This is a genomic window from Burkholderia sp. MSMB2157WGS (genome assembly GCF_001532755.1).
In the GTDB taxonomy this organism is placed as follows: domain Bacteria; phylum Pseudomonadota; class Gammaproteobacteria; order Burkholderiales; family Burkholderiaceae; genus Burkholderia.
This window is the reverse complement of the sequence record NZ_LPJG01000025.1, coordinates 312,617-329,309: the sequence shown is the minus strand read 5'-3', so window position 1 is coordinate 329,309 and position 16,693 is coordinate 312,617. Positions and strand designations below refer to the sequence as shown.

11 protein-coding genes are annotated in these 16,693 nt (G+C 66.5%); all 11 read left to right on the top strand.

Features of this window, described 5'->3' with window-relative positions:
* The first annotated feature begins 31 nt into the window (after window positions 1-31).
* The 11 genes from WT53_RS16435 to WT53_RS16385 all read left to right on the top strand — a co-directional run bounded on the left by WT53_RS16435 (window position 32) and on the right by WT53_RS16385 (window position 16,071).
* Complete coding sequence (locus WT53_RS16435; RefSeq protein WP_034207365.1) at window positions 32-931, top strand: MotA/TolQ/ExbB proton channel family protein; 900 nt, start codon at window positions 32-34, stop codon at window positions 929-931.
* 20 nt (window positions 932-951) lie between these two features.
* Entirely contained in the window at window positions 952-1,374 is a 423-nt protein-coding gene (locus tag WT53_RS16430; protein ID WP_034207364.1) for a biopolymer transporter ExbD, read from the top strand.
* Window positions 1,375-1,455: 81 nt separating this feature from the next.
* Window positions 1,456-1,893, top strand: a complete 438-nt coding sequence (locus WT53_RS16425) for a biopolymer transporter ExbD (protein ID WP_060260672.1) — start codon at window positions 1,456-1,458, stop codon at window positions 1,891-1,893.
* 16 nt (window positions 1,894-1,909) lie between these two features.
* Complete coding sequence (locus tag WT53_RS16420; protein ID WP_060260667.1) at window positions 1,910-3,100, top strand: tetratricopeptide repeat protein; 1,191 nt, start codon at window positions 1,910-1,912, stop codon at window positions 3,098-3,100.
* Window positions 3,101-3,410: 310 nt separating this feature from the next.
* Window positions 3,411-3,986: a helix-turn-helix domain-containing protein gene (locus tag WT53_RS16415; protein ID WP_034207361.1), complete on the top strand. Its 576-nt coding sequence runs from the start codon at window positions 3,411-3,413 to the stop codon at window positions 3,984-3,986.
* Window positions 3,987-4,237: 251 nt separating this feature from the next.
* Window positions 4,238-7,039: a TonB-dependent receptor gene (locus tag WT53_RS16410; RefSeq protein WP_060260663.1), complete on the top strand. Its 2,802-nt coding sequence runs from the start codon at window positions 4,238-4,240 to the stop codon at window positions 7,037-7,039.
* 190 nt (window positions 7,040-7,229) lie between these two features.
* Window positions 7,230-9,089 carry an extracellular solute-binding protein gene (locus tag WT53_RS16405; protein WP_060260660.1) on the top strand — a complete coding sequence of 620 codons (1,860 nt, stop codon included), beginning with the start codon at window positions 7,230-7,232 and terminating at the stop codon, window positions 9,087-9,089.
* 12 nt (window positions 9,090-9,101) lie between these two features.
* Window positions 9,102-10,154, top strand: coding sequence for a microcin C ABC transporter permease YejB (locus WT53_RS16400; RefSeq protein WP_060260656.1), 1,053 nt, complete (start codon window positions 9,102-9,104; stop codon window positions 10,152-10,154).
* Complete coding sequence (locus WT53_RS16395; RefSeq protein WP_034207357.1) at window positions 10,108-11,223, top strand: ABC transporter permease; 1,116 nt, start codon at window positions 10,108-10,110, stop codon at window positions 11,221-11,223. Before WT53_RS16400 ends, WT53_RS16395 begins: the two co-directional genes overlap by 47 nt.
* On the top strand, window positions 11,220-12,863 hold the full coding sequence (locus WT53_RS16390) for an ABC transporter ATP-binding protein (protein WP_060260651.1): 1,644 nt from the start codon (window positions 11,220-11,222) through the stop codon (window positions 12,861-12,863). The genes WT53_RS16395 and WT53_RS16390 overlap by 4 nt, the downstream gene beginning before the upstream one ends.
* 46 nt (window positions 12,864-12,909) lie before the next feature.
* Entirely contained in the window at window positions 12,910-16,071 is a 3,162-nt protein-coding gene (locus WT53_RS16385; RefSeq protein WP_060260648.1) for a multidrug efflux RND transporter permease subunit, read from the top strand.
* Window positions 16,072-16,693 lie beyond the last annotated feature (622 nt).

The following is a 16,693-nucleotide window of genomic DNA, read 5'->3' as shown; positions in this document are numbered from 1 at the left end:
CGTAAGTTAAACGAAAGAATCGGAGTGGGGTATGACCAAGCGTTCTCTGGCCGCACTGGCGGCAAGCCTGTTGATGTCCGTCGCTGCAATCGACGGGCTCGTTGCACCGCAATTCGCTTACGCGCAAGCGAGCGGATCCACGGCGGCATCCGACGCGTCGGCACAGGCCGCGGCGCCGGCGCCGTCCGCCGCCGACTCGGCCCCGCCGCCGGCGCCGGCCGCGACCGAAGCGGTCGAGAATCCGTACGGGCTGGGGGCGCTCTGGAAGAACGGCGACTTCGTCGCGCGCTTCGTGCTGATCCTGCTCGTGATCATGTCGATGGGCAGCTGGTACATCATGGTCACGAAGTTCGTCGAGCAGTTGCGGGCGAACCGCCGCGCGAAGCTTGCGGACGCGCAACTCTGGAGCGCGCCGTCGCTGGCCGAAGGCGCGAAGCTGCTCGACGAGGCATCGCCGTTCCGCTTCATCGCCGAAACGGCGATCGAGGCGGGCGAGCATCACGACGAGGCATTGCTCGAAGCCGTGGACCGCAACACGTGGATCGACGTGTCCGTCGAGCGCTCGATCACGAACGTGTCGAACCGCATGCAGGACGGGCTCGCGTTCCTGGCGACGGTCGGGTCGACCGCGCCGTTCGTCGGACTGTTCGGCACGGTCTGGGGGATCTATCACGCGCTGACGGCGATCGGGATCGCGGGCCAGGCGTCGATCGACAAGGTCGCGGGCCCGGTGGGCGAGGCGCTGATCATGACGGCGATCGGCCTGGCGGTCGCGGTGCCGGCCGTACTCGGCTACAACTTCCTCGTCCGGCGCAACAAGTCGGTGATGGAGCGGGTCCGCAACTTCGGCGCCCAGCTGCACACCGTGCTGCTGGCCGGCAGCAAGCGTGCCGCTCGCGCGCCGTCGCCTGCCGCGTCGCTCGTGAACTGACCGGCTGACGGAGGCGCGCGATGGGCATGAACGTCGGGCAGGACGAAAGCGACGAGGTGATCGCGAACATCAACACGACGCCGCTCGTCGACGTGATGCTGGTGCTGCTGATCATCTTCCTGATCACGATTCCGGTCGTCACGCATACGATCCAGCTGCAGTTGCCGAAGGAGGTCGTGCAGCCGCTGCAGACCACACCGAAGAGCGTCGAGATCGCGGTGAATCGCGACGGCGATTTCTTCTGGGGTGAACAACGGGTGGATGCGTCGACGTTGCTCGCGAAGCTGAAGGGCGTGTCGCAGCAGCAGCCGCAGCCGAGCGTGCACGTGCGCGGCGACCAGAACACGCGCTACGAGTTCATCGGCCGGGTCGTCACGATGTGCGAGCGGGCAGGTATCGCGAAGGTGTCGTTCATTACGGAACCGCCGGCGCGGGGCGGCTAGCCTTGCACGGCTACGGCACGCGCGTCGATTCCGATTGACGGCGACGCATGGGATCAGAGCAAGCATCGACAGGAGCAGACGATGGGAATGAACATGCCTTCGGGCGGAGGCGGAGGCGGCGCCGAGCCGGACGTGATGGTCGACATCAACACCACGCCGCTGATCGACGTGATGCTGGTGCTGTTGATCATGCTGATCATCACGATCCCGATCCAGATGCATTCGGTGAAGATGGACCTGCCGGTGGGCAACCCGCCGCCGCCCGCCGCACCGCCGGAGGTCGTGCAGATCGATATCGACTTCGACGGGACGACGACGTGGAACGGCGCGCCGGTACCGGATCGCGCGGCACTCGAGGCGAAGCTGACGGCGGTCGCGCACGAGCCCGTGCAGGCGGAGATCCATCTGCGGGCGAACAAGCTGGCGCCGTACAAGGACGTGGCGGCCGTACTGGCGTCTGCGCAGCGCGTGGGCGCGACGAAGATCGGCCTGATCGGCAACGAGCAGTTCATGCAATGACGGGACAGGCCAACCGATGAGCCAGCGACGATGGAAACGGATGATGGCGCTGACGGCGCTGGGTGCGGCCTGCGCGCTCGGCCGGCCGGCGTGGACGGCCGACGCATTGCGGCCGGACGTGGCGAAGCCGCTGGCGGCCGCGCAGGACCTGTATCGCGCGCACAAGTATCGCGACGCGCTCGGCAAGATCGCGCAGGCAGCCGCCGTGCCCAACCGCACGCCGTATGAAACCTACATGGTGGAAGCGACGCGCGGCGCGGCGGCGATGGCGGCCGGCGATACCGGCGTGGCCGCGCAGGCCTACGAAACCGTCCTGAACTCGGGGCGCCTGTCGGGCGAGGACGAGCAGAGGACGACGGCGGCGCTCGCGGGGATCTACTTCCAGCAGAAGAACTATCCGCAGGCGATTCGCGTCGCACAGCGCTACTTGAAGGCGGGTGGTACGGATCCGGAAATGCACACGCTGGTCACGCAGGCGTATTACCTGTCGAACGATTGCGGCCAGGTCGTGAGCCAGCTGAAGGCGAGCGCGGACGCACAGGTGAAGGCCGGCCATGCGCCGGACGAAGGGCAGTTGCAGATGCTGGCGGCCTGCGCGCAAAAGAGCAAGGATGCCGGTGCGTATCGCAGCGCGCTCGGCATGCTGGTGGCTTATCATCCGAGCCCCGCGTACTGGGAGGAAATGATCTCGGCGATTCGCGGCAGCCCCGGTTACCTGTCGTCGCTCGACCTCGACATCTACCGGCTGCGCAGGGCGACGGGCTCGCTGACGACGGCCGACGCCTATATGGAGATGACGCAGCTCGCGCTCGTGGCCGGCACGCCGGCCGAAGGCCGGCAGGTGATCGATCAGGGTTTCGCGTCCGGCGTGCTCGGCAAGGATGCGCAGGCGGACCGCGAGAAACGGCTGCAGGCGCTGGCCGCGAGGCGCGCGCAGTCGGGCGCGGACGCCGCCGATCCGGTGGCGCCGATCGACGCCGGCATGAATCTGGTGTTCGCGGGCCACGCGGCGCAGGGGCTGTCGATGATGGAGCAGGCAATCGCGAAGGGCGGGCTCGAGCATCCCGATGCGGCGCGGCTGCGGCTCGGCGAGGCGTACTACGTGGCGGGCCAGAAGGCGCATGCGGTCCAGGTGCTGCGCACGGTCAAGGGTAACGACGGATCGGGGGACCTGGCGAAGCTGTGGACGGTCGTCGCGTCGCGGTAAGGCGACGCTTGGGGGACGCAGTGGCCGAATGCGGGATGGGCGCCGTACCGCATGCACGTGCCATTGCGGCCACCTGAAGGCGGAGAAGTCCGACGGGACGAGGAAAAAAGGGGCAGCCGTGTTGATTAGTAAACCGAATGAAATGAGCACAAAGCGTGCGATCGCGAAGCGGGACTCCCGTTTCGCTTCGCGCGGGACGTGCGCGCGGCGGCGACGGGCAGCGGAGCCTCGCGCCGTGGCGGCGGCTTCATGGCATCGGGCAACGCCTGCCGACATCAAATCGATTGCGATTGAGAGGGTCCGTTCTTCCATGGTCTTGCCTCCCGATGAATCGGTGCTCGTCGCGGTTTCGCTCGGCAACAAGATCCGCGCGCTTCGGCAGCGGCTGAAACTCACGCTCGACGAAGCGGCCACGACGGCAGGGATCTCGAAGCCATTCCTGTCGCAGGTCGAGCGTGGGCGCGCGACGCCGTCGATCACGTCGCTGGTCCGGATTGCGAAGGCGCTCGGCGTGACGATGCAGTACTTCATCGACACGCCGACCGAGGCGCGCTCGGTGTGCCGCGGCGACGCCCTGCGGTATTTCCAGTTCACGAACTCGGCGAGTTCCTTTGCCCGGCTGACGAATCTCGTGGACGGTCGCAAGCTCGACGCGATTCTCGTCAGGATACCGGCGGGGCAGTCGCCGTCGGAAGTGACGACGCATGCAGGCGAGGAGTTCCTCTATGTGATGCGCGGAAGGGTCGCGCTCACGCTGGAGGATTGCACGTTCGTGTTGAGCCCCGGCGACACCGCGCACTACGAGTCGACGCTGCCGCACGCGTGGCACAACACGGCCGATGAAGAAGCGGTGATCGTCTGGGTCGGTACGCCGCGGCTGTTCTAGCCCGTCGGGCCAGGATCATTCGAAACGGAAGGCAAGCAGCGCGCTCAGTGTAAGTAAATCAGTATTACGAATTAAACGATACGAAAGGATCGTGCGGCGTTCGAACTGCACGGCCGATTCGTTCGGGTCGCGGTGGTTGGCAGGTCGGAAATGGCGGACTCCGGCACACGGGTGCCCGGAGCGCGCGGCGGAATTCACGAGATTCGGACGCGCAGTGGGTGGGGTCGTACTGACGAGCGAGAGGAAACACGATGAAGCAAAGAGCACTAGCGTTGGCCATCAAACGTATGGTCTGGGCAGAACTGGCGCTTACCGCGACGCTGGGTGTGCCGGCTTTCGCACAGAGCCAGCCGGGCCCCGGCGCCGTCGCCGTGGCGGATGCGGTCGCGGCCAACGCGCCTGCGGCCACGACCGTCGCACAGGCCGGCGGCACCGCGAGCACGCCCGCCGCAACGGGGGCGGCCGCACCCGACGCGGCACCCGGTGCGGCCGCGACGGGCGACACGGTGCCCGCCGCCCCGGCCGCGAATGGGCAGGGCAAGGTCGCGCAGATCAAGCGTTTCGAGGTGACAGGCTCGCTGATCCGGCAATCCGACAAGACCGGCTTTCAGCAGGTCCAGACGATCACGCCGAAGGAGATCCAGGCCAGCGGCGCGGTGACGGTGACCGACTTCCTGCGCAATGCGACGGCCAACTCGGCGAACAGCTGGGGCGAGGGGCAGTCGGGCAACTTCGCGGCCGGCGCGGCCGGCATCGCGCTGCGCGGCCTGTCCGAGAAATACACGCTCGTGCTGGTCGACGGCCAGCGCGTGGCGCCGTATGCGTTCTTCTCGAACAGCGTCGATTCGTTCTTCGACCTCAACACGCTGCCGCTCAACGACATCGAGCGCATCGAAATCGTGAAGACGGGCGCGGTGTCGCAATACGGGTCGGACGCGATCGGCGGCGTCGTCAACATCATCACGAAACACGATTTCCGCGGGCTACAGCTCGACGGCAGCATCGGCAGCGCGATCAACGGCGGCAACGGCGACGGCACGACGAAGTTCGGCGTACTCGGCGGCTTTGGCGACCTGAACGCCGACCGCTTCAACGTGACGGCGGCGCTCAGCTACTACAAGTCGAACGGTTTCACGCTCGCCGATCGCGATTCGACGCGTAACCAGGACTTCACGGGCAAGCCGGGCGGCTTTTCGCTGCTCGCACCGTCCTACTGGAACATGCCCGACGGCAGTGCGCAGGCGTTGAACGGCTGCCCGTTCGGCGGGGCGGTTCGCCCGGCCGCGCCGAATTCGCTGTCGGCCGGCCTGCCGGGCACGATCTGCGCGTTCAACACGGCGGAAAGCACGTCGATCCTGCCGATGACCGAACGCCTGAACGCGAAGCTGCATGGCGACTTCAAGATCAACGACACGACGACGGCGTTCGCGGACTTCCTGGAAAGCTACAACACGACCACGACCAACGACGGCCTGTGGAACAACGTGATCGGCAACCCGCAGAGCCCGGCGCTCGTCTGGAATCCGCAGACGCAATTGTTGTCGCCGTTCAACACGGTCGTGCCGGCGACCAACCCGTACAACACGACGGGCGCGGCGACGCCGTTGACCTACGCGTTCCCGAACACGGTCGCGCAGAAGACCTGGGCGAACTACTGGCGCGCGGCGGCCGGCATCAAGGGTTCGTTCACGCTGCCGTACGGCGACTGGGACTGGGCGACGTCGGTCAGCCATTCGCAGAGCACGGTGTCGAACGTGTTCACGAATCAGCTGAACGTGAACGCGCTGAACAACATCTACCAGAACGGCACGCTGAATTTCGCGAACCCGGCCGCGACGCCGAACGCATTCAACGGCCTGTACCAGGAAGCGAACAATCTCGGCATCTCGAAGCTCGATACGATCGACGCGACGCTGTCGACGCCGAACCTGTTCCACCTGCCGACCGGCGACGTCGGCATCGGCTTCGGCGCGCAGTTCACGCACCAGAGCGAAACGCTGACGCCGGGTTCCGAGTACTTGAGCGGCGCGGTGATCACGCCCGATCTGCAGACGGTGAACGGCGCGCGCAACGTCGCGGCCGTCTATTACCAGGTCAACGTACCGATCCTGGAGAACCTGACGTTCAGCCAGGCAGGCCGCTACGACCACTACACGGACGTGGGCGGTGCGTTCTCGCCGCGCTTCGCACTGCGCTATCAGCCGATCAAGGCGCTCACGCTGTATACGTCGTACAACCGCGGGTTCCGTGCGCCGACCTTCGTCGAAGACAGCAAGTCCCAGACGCTCGGCATCCAGGTCGACCCGGCCACCGGCCAGAACTACACGTCGATCACGGTCGGCAACCCGAACCTCGCACCGGAACGCACGCGCAACTTCAACATCGGCTTCCAGGTCTCGCCGGCCCGCTACACGGATCTCGGCTTCGACTGGTACAAGATCCGCATCGACAACGTGATCGGGCAGGGCAAGCCGTCGCAGGTCGTGACGGACCCGACGACGGGCCAGTTGCTGTACAAGGTGATTCCGTACCAGAACCTCGGCTACCTCGACACGAACGGCTTCGAAGGTACGTTCCGCCAGGGGCTGCCGCTCAAGGGCTGGGGCATGCTCACGCTGTCGGGCGACTGGGCGTACGTCAACAGCTACAAGATCGGCTTCCCGGGCAGCGCACCGGTGAACGGCGCGGGCAACAACTTCACGATCACGCAGCCGTTCGGCGGCAGCTTCCCGCGCTGGCGCGGCAACACGACGCTGGACTGGAACTATCGCAAGTTCGACGCGGCGCTGACGTGGCAGTTCACGGGCCCGTACGCGCAGAACCTGATGCCGGAGCCGGCGAAGGTCGGCTCGTACAGCCAGTTCAACCTGATGGTGACGTATACGGGCTTCAAGAACTGGACGATCTACGGCGGCATCGACAACATCTTCAACCGCACGCCGCCGTACGATCCGATCTTCGCGAACGGCACGCTGAGCCAGAGCGGGTACGACACGTCGGTGTATTCGTACATCGGCCGCTTCGCGCAAGTCGGCGCGACGTACAAGTTCTGACGGCGATACGCGCAAGACCGACCAGCTTGGACGGGCCGCTCCACGTCCACTACCCCTAATTCGGAGCGGCCTTTTTTTTACCGGGCGCGATGACGGTACGGCCGAGTCCGACCGGCATCGACGACGTATGAATCGACAGGCATTGACCGCGTGGGGGCATCGGGCCGGCATGTTACCGGGTTGACTGAACATGAGACTGTTGAAATGGCGGCGGATGCCCGCGCTGATCGCGTGCGTGGCGCTGGCCGCGGTCATGCCGCCGGTCGCGCACGCGGTGCCGGCCATCGCGCAATACGACCAGCCGAAATACCCGCCGGGCTTTACGCATTTCGATTACGCGGATCCGCAGGCGCCCGACACCGGCGCGCTCAATTTCGAAAACTACGACGAAGCGCAGAGCTACGACTCGCTGAACCCGTTCCTCGTGCGCGGCTCGCCCGCGCCGGACATCAAGAACCTGATGTTCGACACGCTGATGCAGCGCAGCTGGGACGAACTCGCGTCCGAATACGCGTTGATCGCCGACGACGTCGAGGTGGCGCCGGACGGGCTGTCGGCGACGTTCCACATCAATGCGGCCGCGCGCTTTTCGAACGGCGACGCGATCACCGCGGCCGACGTCAAGTATTCGTTCGATACGCTGACGAGCCCGCAGGCGTCGCCGCTGTACAACGCGCAGTTTTCGATCATCCGGCGTGCGGTAGTCGTCGACGGTCACACGATCCGCTTCGACTTCAAGCATGCGGAGCGCGACGCCCCGCTGATCGCAGGCGACCTGCCGGTGTTCTCGCCGAAGTGGGGGCAGCGCGCGGACGGTACGCGACCGCCGTTCGACCAGATCGCGAACGTGCCGCCGATCGCGAGCGGCGCGTACCTGATCGAGCAGCGCAGGAACGACAAGCAGATCGTGTACGTGCGCAACCCGCACTACTGGGCCGCGAACCTGCCGTCGCGGCGCGGGATGTTCCGTTTCGCACGCGTGTCGTTCAAGCTGTACCTCGACCAGTACACGGCGCTCGAGGCGCTGAAGGCCGGCGACGTGGACGCGCGGATGGAATACAGCTCGACGCAATGGGCGCGCAAGTACGTCGGCAAGAATTTTCGCAACGGACTGCTGACGAAGGGCGAGTTCCCGGACGGCCCCGCACAGATGCAGGGTTTCCTGATGAACCTGCGCAAGCCGATGTTCCAGGACGTACGCGTGCGGCATGCGCTCGCGCTGGCATTCGACTTCGACTGGATGAGCCGGATGATGTTCTACGGGCAGTACCGCCGCACCAACAGTTTCTGGGACGCGAGCCCGTTCGCCGCGTCCGGCATGCCGAGCGCGAAGGAGCTCGCGCTGCTCGACCCGTACCGGCCAACGCTGCCGCCGGAGGTGTTCGGCCCGATGACCAAGCAGCCGTCGACGCTGCCGCCGGGCTCGCTGCGCGCGAACCTCAAGCAAGCACGGGACCTGCTCGCGCAGGCCGGCTGGCACTACCGCGACGGCGCGTTGCGCGATGCGAGCGGCACGCCGATGACGATCGAGATCATCGACGACCAGCCCGGCATGGATCGCCTGATCCTGCCGTACACGCAGGCGCTCGCGACGCTCGGCATCCATGCGTACCTGCACGAGATCGACAGCGCGCTCTACCAGAAGCGGCTCGACAATTTCGAGTACGACATGACGACGTATATCTACTCGCCCGTGACGATCCCCGGCGCGGAGCTGACACGCCGTTTCGGCAGCGCGGCCGCGTCGCAGCCCGGTTCGGAGAACTATCCGGGCGTGAAGTCGAAGGCCGTCGACGCACTGATCCGCGCGGCGCTCGCGGCCAATACGCTCGAGGATCTCGAGACGGCCACGCACGCCCTCGACCGCGTGCTGATCAACCTGTACGTGCTGGTCCCGCAGTACTACATGCCGAACGCGCGGATCGCGTACAAGACGACGCTCGGCCATCCGGCGGTCGTGCCGGCTTCCTATCAGTACGAGGACTGGATCATCGACTACTGGTACGTGAAGCGGCCGGCCGCACGAGCACAACCCGCTCCGGCGGCCTGACGGGGAGCAACGATGCTGGCATACATATTGAGGCGGCTGCTGCTGATGATTCCGACGCTGATCGGCGTGGTGACGATCACGTTCGCGGTCACGCAGTTCGTGCCGGGCGGGCCGGTGGAGCAGGTGCTCGCGCAGTTGCGCCACGGCAGCGCGCGGGGCGGCGAGGCGGGCGCAGGCGCGGGCGGCTACCACGGCAGCCAGGGCGTCGACCCGCAGCAGATCGAGCAGATCCGCAAGCAGTTCGGTTTCGACAAGCCGCCACTGGAGCGCTATCTGCTGATGCTGAAAAGCTATGCGACGTTCGACCTCGGCCAGTCCTACTTCGCGCACCGCAGCGTGTGGACGGTCATCCGCTCCAAGCTGCCGGTGTCGATCACGCTCGGGCTGTGGACGGTGATCCTCACGTATCTGGTGTCGGTGCCGCTCGGCATCGCGAAGGCGGTGCGCAACGGCTCGCGGTTCGACACCGCGACGAGCGTGCTGGTGCTGACCGGCTACGCGGTGCCGGGCTTCGTGCTCGGCGTGCTGCTGCTGATGCTGTTCGGCGGCGGCACGTTCTGGCAGGTCTTTCCGATGCGCGGGCTCACGTCGGACAACTTCGACGAGCTGACGCTGGTCGGCAAGACCCTCGACTATCTGTGGCATGTCGCGTTGCCGGTGACGGCCTCGGTGGTCGGCAATTTCGCGATCGTCACGATCCTCACGAAGAACACGTTCCTCGACGAAATCGGCCGGCAATACGTGCTCACAGCACGCGCGAAGGGCGCGCCGGAGCGCGACGTGCTGTGGAAGCACGTGCTGCGCAACGCGGCGATTCCGCTGCTCACCGGGTTGCCGGCCGCGTTCGTCGGCGCGTTCCTGAACGGCAACCTGTTGATCGAGACGCTGTTCTCGCTCGACGGGATGGGGCAACTGTCGTACGACTCGGTGATCCGCCGCGACTATCCGGTCGTGCTCGGCTCGCTGTTCCTGTTCACCCTGATCGGTCTGCTGACCAAGCTCATCGCGGATATCTGCTATGTCCTCGTCGACCCCCGTATCCAGTTCAGCCGCCTGGACCACTGATCCGGCCGCCGTCGCGTGCACGGCGTCGCCGTCGCCGTGGCGACGCACGTGGCTGCGGTTTCGCGCGCAGCGGCTTGGCTACTGGAGCCTCGTGATCTTTGCCACGCTGTTCGCACTCAGCCTGCTGGCCGACGGATTGTCGAACGACCGGCCGCTGCTCGTGCGCTATGACGGACACTATTATTTTCCGATCCTGAAGGATTATCCGGAAACGCAGTTCGGCGGTGATTTTCCGGCGAAGACCAACTATCTCGATCCGTACATCCGCGCGAAACTCGAGTCGCATGGCAACTTCGCGATCTATCCGCCGAACCGCTACCGCTACGACACGATCGACTACTTCGCGTCGCGGCCGTATCCGGCGCCGCCGTCCGCGAGCAACTGGCTCGGCACCGACCAGTTCGGCCGCGACGTGCTCGCGCGGTTGCTGTACGGGTTTCGGCTGTCGGTGCTGATGGCGTTGGCGCTGACGGTGTCGGGCGTCGCGCTCGGCGTGCTGACGGGAGCGCTGCAGGGCTTCTACGGCGGGCGCACCGATCTCGTCGGGCAGCGCCTGATCGAGGTCTGGAGCGCGCTGCCCGACCTGTACCTGCTGATCATCTTCGCGTCGATCTTCGAGCCGTCGCTGTGGCTGCTGTTCGTCCTGCTGTCGATGTTCGGCTGGCTCGTGCTGTCCGACTACGTGCGTGCGGAGTTCCTGCGCAACCGTGCGCTCGACTACGTGAAGGCCGCGCGCACGATGGGGTTGTCGAACTGGCAGATCATGTGGCGGCACGTGCTGCCGAACAGCCTGACGCCGGTGATCACGTTCCTGCCGTTCCGGATGAGCGCGGCGATCCTGTCGCTGACGAGCCTCGACTTCCTCGGCCTCGGCGTGCAGCCGCCGACGCCGAGCCTCGGCGAACTGCTGCAGGAAGGCAAGAACTACCTCGACGCGTGGTGGATCTCGATCTCCGCGTTCTCGGCGCTGGTCGTCACGCTGCTGCTGCTCACGTTCATGGGCGACGCGCTGCGCAACGCACTCGACATGCGCGCGCGCGGCTCGGCCTTCGGCGGGGAGCAACGATGACGGCCCCCTTGCTGGACATCCGGCGGTTCTCCGCGCACTTCGGCGCGAAAGCCGCCGTGCAGGATCTGAGCCTCTCGGTCGGACGCGGCGAGCGCGTCGCGCTCGTCGGCGAATCGGGCTCGGGCAAGAGCGTGACGGCACTGTCGATCCTGCGGCTCGCGCAGCAGGCGACGCTGTCGGGACAGATGCTGTTCGACGGCGAGGATCTGCTCGCCAAGACCGAGCAGCAGATGCGCGGCATCCGCGGCGCCGATATCGCGATGGTGTTCCAGGAGCCGATGACGGCGCTCAATCCGCTGTATACGATCGGCAAGCAGATCGCCGAGAGTCTGCGGTTGCACGAGGGGCTGCGGGCGGGCGAGGCGCGCGAGCGCGGCATCGCGCTGCTGCGGCGCACCGGGATTCCCGAGCCGGAACGGCGCATCGACAGCTTCCCGCACCAGTTGTCGGGTGGCCAGCGGCAACGCGCGATGATCGCGATGGCGCTCGCGTGCCGGCCGCGGCTGTTGCTCGCCGACGAGCCGACGACGGCGCTCGACGTGACGGTGCGCCAGCAGATCGTCGACCTGCTGATCGAACTGCAGGAGCAGGAGGCGGCCGCGCGCGGAATGGCCGTGCTGCTGATCACGCACGACCTGAATCTCGTGCGGCGCTTCGCGCAGCGCGTGGCCGTGATGGAGCAGGGCGTGCTCGTCGAGACGAACACGACCGCCGCACTATTCGCCGCGCCGCAGCACGCGTACACGCGCCGGCTGCTGGACAGCGCGCCGCAACGCGCCGTGCAGCCGGTCGCGGCTGGCGCGCAGACGATCCTCGACGTGCAGCAACTCGCCGTCGATTACCGCATCGCTGCGAAGGGCTGGCGCGCGGTGTTCGGCAAGACGGCGTTCCGGGCCGTGCACGACGTGAAACTGAGCCTGCGGCGCGGCGAGACGCTCGGCATCGTCGGCGAATCGGGATCGGGGAAATCGACGCTGGCGGCGGCCGTGCTCGGCCTGCAGCGGCCGGCGTCGGGCGACATCGAGATCGACGGCATGCAGCTGGCGTTGCTGCGCACGACCCGCGGCCGGCGCGCGCTGTACGGCCGCATGCAGGTCGTGTTCCAGGATCCGTTCGGCTCGCTGTCGCCGCGCATGACGGTCGAACAAATCGTCGGCGAGGGGCTCGCCGTGCACCGGCCGCCGTCGTCCGGCGCTGCGCGGCGCGCGCGGATCGCGGCCCTGCTGCAGGAGGTCGGCCTGCCGGCCGAAGCGATGCTGCGCTATCCGCACGAATTTTCCGGCGGCCAGCGCCAGCGCATCGCGATCGCACGCGCGCTGGCGGTCGAGCCGGAACTGCTGGTGCTGGACGAGCCGACGAGCGCGCTCGACGTGTCGATTCAGAAGCAGGTCCTGAATCTGCTGACGAATCTGCAAAAGAAGTACGCACTGAGCTACCTGTTCATCACGCACGATCTCGCGGTGATGCGCGCGATGGCTCACCGGGTCATCGTGATGAAGGCGGGACGCGTGGTCGAGGAGGGCGATACGCTCGACGTGTTGCACGCGCCGTCCCACCCGTATACGCAGGCGCTGCTCGCGTCGTCGATGCTCGCGCCGGAACCGGGGCCGCAGCAGAGGGAAGGGGGCGCGGATGATTGACGTGAAGCGGGCGCGGGGCGCCCGTGCCGTTCGCTGAGGCGCCGCGATGCCGTCGTTCTTCATCGACCGCCCGGTGTTCGCGTGGATCGTCGCGCTCGCGATCGTCGTCGCGGGCGTGCTCGCCATTCCGCAATTGCCGATCGCGCAGTATCCGCGTCTTGCGCCACCGCGCGTCGTGATCACCGCGACCTATCCCGGCGCGTCGACCGAGACCGTCGACGGCGACGTCGGCAGCATCATCGAGGAAAGCCTCGACGGCGCCGACGGGCTGCAGTACTACGAGACGAGCAGCGACGGTCACGGCAACCTCGAGATCGACGTGACGTTCGCGCCCGGCACCAATCCGGACATCGCGCTCGTCGACGTCAACAACCGGCTGAAGCAGGTCGAGCCGCGGCTGCCGCAACAGGTCGTGCAGCAGGGCATCGGCGTGTTCAAGGCGGCCAACACGTTCCTGATGCTCGTCACGCTGACGTCGACCGACGGCACGCGCGACTCCGCGCAGCTCGGCGACTATCTGAACCGCTACGTGCTGCGCGAACTGAAACGTGCGCCGGGCGTCGGCGCGGCCGAGCTATGGGACGCCGACGAGGCGCTGCGGGTCTGGCTCGATCCGAACAAGTTGCGCGAATACGACCTCGGCGCCGACGACGTGATCGCGGCGATCGGCGTGCAGAACGCGACGGTGACGGCCGGCGCGATCGGCGATGCGCCGTTCGTGCACGGCCAGCAGCTCACCGCGACGATCGTCGTCAAGGGGCAGTTGACGTCGCCGGAGGAGTTCGGTCGGATCGTGCTGAAGTCGAAGCAGGACGGTTCGGTGGTGCGCGTCGCCGACGTCGCCCGCGTCGAAATCGGCCGCGACGACTATTCGTTCTATTCGCGGCTGAACGGTCGTCCGGCGGCCACCGTCGGCATCCAGCTCGGCCCGCGGGGCAACGCGCTCGAAACGTCCGACGCGATCCGCGCGCGGCTTGCCGAGCTGTCGAAGACGCTGCCGCCGGGCGTCGCGGTCGAGATTCCGTTCGACGGCGCGCATTTCGTCAAGATCGCCATCCGCGAAGTCGTGCTGACGCTCGCCGAGGCCGTCGTGCTGGTGTTCTGCGTGATGTGGCTGTTCCTGCGCGAGCTGCGCTACACGCTCGTGCCGACGGTGGTGATTCCCGTCACGCTGATGGGCGCGTTCGTCGCGATGTGGGCGTTCGGGCTGTCGATCAACGTGTTCACGATGTTCGGCCTCGTGCTGGCGATCGGCATCCTCGTCGACGATGCGATCGTCGTGGTCGAGAGCGTGCATCGCGTGATGGAGGAGGGGGTGTCGCCGCGCGATGCGACGCGCCGCGCGATGAAGCGGATCGGTGGGGCGATCGTCGGCGTGACGGCGGTGCTGACCGCCGTGTTCGTGCCGATGGCGTTCTTCCCGGGCAGCGTCGGCGGCATCTACCGGCAGTTCGCGGTGTCGATGATCGCGTCGATGCTCGTGTCGTCGTTCATGGCACTGTCGCTCACGCCGGCGCTGTGCGCGAACCTGCTGAAACCGGTCGGCCGTCACGAAGGCGGCGGCGGCCGCGTGCCGCGACGCAACCTCGGCGCGCGCCTGGCCGACCGCTTCGGTGTCGGATTCGCGCGCGCGGAGGCCGGCTATCGGCGCCTGACCGTGGCGGCGGTACGCCGCACGGGCGCGGTCGCGGGCATCTACGTCGCACTCGTGGCCGTGTGCGGGCTGCTGTCCTGGATGATGCCGGGCGGTTTTCTGCCGACCGAGGACCAAGGGCAACTGCAGGTGATGATCCAGTTGCCGGCTGGCGCCACGCAGGCGCGCACGGCCGCGGTCGTCCAGCGCGTCGAGGCGATCCTGCGGGCGGAGGCGGCCGTCGCGAACGTGACGAGCGTGATCGGCTGGAGTTTCGCGGGCAGCGGGCAGAACGTCGGGATGGCATTCGTCGAGCTGAAGGACTGGTCGCAGCGCGACGTCGATGCGATGACGTTGCGCGATCGGCTCAACCGGCGTTTCGACGCGATTCTCGACGGCGACGTACAGGCGACGCTGCCGCCGTCCGTGCCCGGCCTCGGTCACGCGGACGGCTTCACGTTCCGTCTCGAGGATCGTGGCGGGGTCGGGCTCGACGCGCTGAAGGCCGCGCGCGAGCAACTGGCCGCGCGCGCGAAGGTGGACCCGGCGCTCGCGTCCGTGCATTTCGAGGACTTGCCGGATGCGCCGCGCATCGAGCTCGACGTCGATCGCGCGAAGGCGTATGCGCTTGGCGTGCCGTTCGAGCGCATCGCGGGGCTGCTTGGCGGCACCTTCGGCTCGAACTACGTCAACGATTTTCCGGCGTCGGGCCGGATGCGCCGCGTGATCATCGAGGCCGATCCGGGCGCGCGCGCGACCGACGCGCAACTGATGGCGCTGACGGTGCCGAACCGGACGGGGGACATGGTGCCGCTGTCGGCTATTGCCGCGCCGCACTGGACGGTCGGGCCCGTGATGCTGAATCGCTACGACGGCTACCCGTCGCTCGACGTCAGCGGCCGGGCGGCAACCCACATCAGTTCGGGCGCGGCGATGGCGGAGATGGAGCGGCTGGCCGCCATGCTGCCGGCCGGGATCGGTTACGACTGGGTCAACGCGGCGCGCGAGGAGCGGATCGCCGAGCGGCAGACGCCGCTGCTGGTCGGGTTGTCGGTGCTCGCGGTATTCATGGCGCTCGCCGCGCTGTACGAAAGCTGGACGATCCCGCTGTCGGTGCTGACGATCGTGCCGCTCGGCGTCGTGGGCGCGTTGGCGGCGGCGCTCGCGCGCGGGATGCCGAACGACGTGTACTTCAAGGTCGGGATGATTACGGTGATCGGGTTGTCGGCGAAGAATGCGATTCTGATCGTGCAGTTCGCACGCGAACTCGTCGCGCGCGGCGTGCCGCTGCGGCTGGCGGTGGTGGAGGCGGCGGCCGCGCGGTTTCGGCCAATCGTGATGACGTCGATGGCGTTTCTGCTCGGCGTCGTGCCGTTGGTGCTGGCGACCGGTGCAGGCGCGGAAAGCCGGCGTTCGATCGGGACCGGCGCGTTCGGGGGCGTGCTGGCGGCGACGATGTTCGGGCTGGTGTTCGCGCCGGTGGCGTTTCGGGTAGTCGTGTCCATCAGCCGGTGCGGGCGACATGCGGCGGTGACGAAGCGCATGGAAACGGCCGGGAATCTGGAGGTCGACTGATGTGCACGACGCTACGCACGTGCTCGAAGGGTCTCTCTATCAGGAATCCTATCTGTTTATCGAAGCACACCGTCCAGGGCCGACCGGGAAATCCCGTTCTCGAGGGGTGCCCGTCTCAGCTAAACAAAATAGTTTGGACCGGCGAGCGCCTGCAGTGTGCTCCATTGCGGCGCATTCGAGAGCGCGTGAAAAAGCAGACGAACAAGGAAGAAAGGCGGCGGTTGCAGTTGATGAACCATATCGGTTTTTATTCGGCACCAACCGAGTGCATCCACTGCACCTAAACAAAGTTATGTGTCATCAAATATTTTTTGACGCGTCGATTCTGTCCTGCTATGTTCGCGTCCACGTAAAGATTGGTAGTGAACGGTAATGGGGATTCCGTGCATTAAGACTCTCAAAGCGAATACGTAAAGCAGTCCTTCAGCGGACGACTGCCTTTCCTGGCAGCGCATACGCTCTGGTTGATGAAGCGCCATGGTGCGAATGTGCCAAGTGCCGTTTGCGGTGCGGCTTGCATGCGGCCGTTCGATGCATGGATATATCGATTTGTATAATTAGCGATGCTAATTTTATATGAATGTCGTTTCTTTTAATTGGGTTTAATTGTTGTTGTAAACAC

Bases quoted from the DNA above. Each gene is read 5' to 3' on its own strand.
- WT53_RS16405 (WP_060260660.1), top strand. From the start codon at position 7,230: ATGAGACTGTTGAAATGGCGGCGGATGCCCGCGCTGATCGCGTGCGTG.
- WT53_RS16425 (WP_060260672.1), top strand. From the start codon at position 1,456: ATGGGAATGAACATGCCTTCGGGCGGAGGCGGAGGCGGCGCCGAGCCG.
- WT53_RS16420 (WP_060260667.1), top strand. From the start codon at position 1,910: ATGAGCCAGCGACGATGGAAACGGATGATGGCGCTGACGGCGCTGGGT.
- WT53_RS16430 (WP_034207364.1), top strand. From the start codon at position 952: ATGGGCATGAACGTCGGGCAGGACGAAAGCGACGAGGTGATCGCGAAC.
- WT53_RS16400 (WP_060260656.1), top strand. From the start codon at position 9,102: ATGCTGGCATACATATTGAGGCGGCTGCTGCTGATGATTCCGACGCTG.
- WT53_RS16415 (WP_034207361.1), top strand. From the start codon at position 3,411: ATGGTCTTGCCTCCCGATGAATCGGTGCTCGTCGCGGTTTCGCTCGGC.
- WT53_RS16385 (WP_060260648.1), top strand. From the start codon at position 12,910: ATGCCGTCGTTCTTCATCGACCGCCCGGTGTTCGCGTGGATCGTCGCG.
- WT53_RS16435 (WP_034207365.1), top strand. From the start codon at position 32: ATGACCAAGCGTTCTCTGGCCGCACTGGCGGCAAGCCTGTTGATGTCC.
- WT53_RS16410 (WP_060260663.1), top strand. From the start codon at position 4,238: ATGAAGCAAAGAGCACTAGCGTTGGCCATCAAACGTATGGTCTGGGCA.
- WT53_RS16390 (WP_060260651.1), top strand. From the start codon at position 11,220: ATGACGGCCCCCTTGCTGGACATCCGGCGGTTCTCCGCGCACTTCGGC.
- WT53_RS16395 (WP_034207357.1), top strand. From the start codon at position 10,108: ATGTCCTCGTCGACCCCCGTATCCAGTTCAGCCGCCTGGACCACTGAT.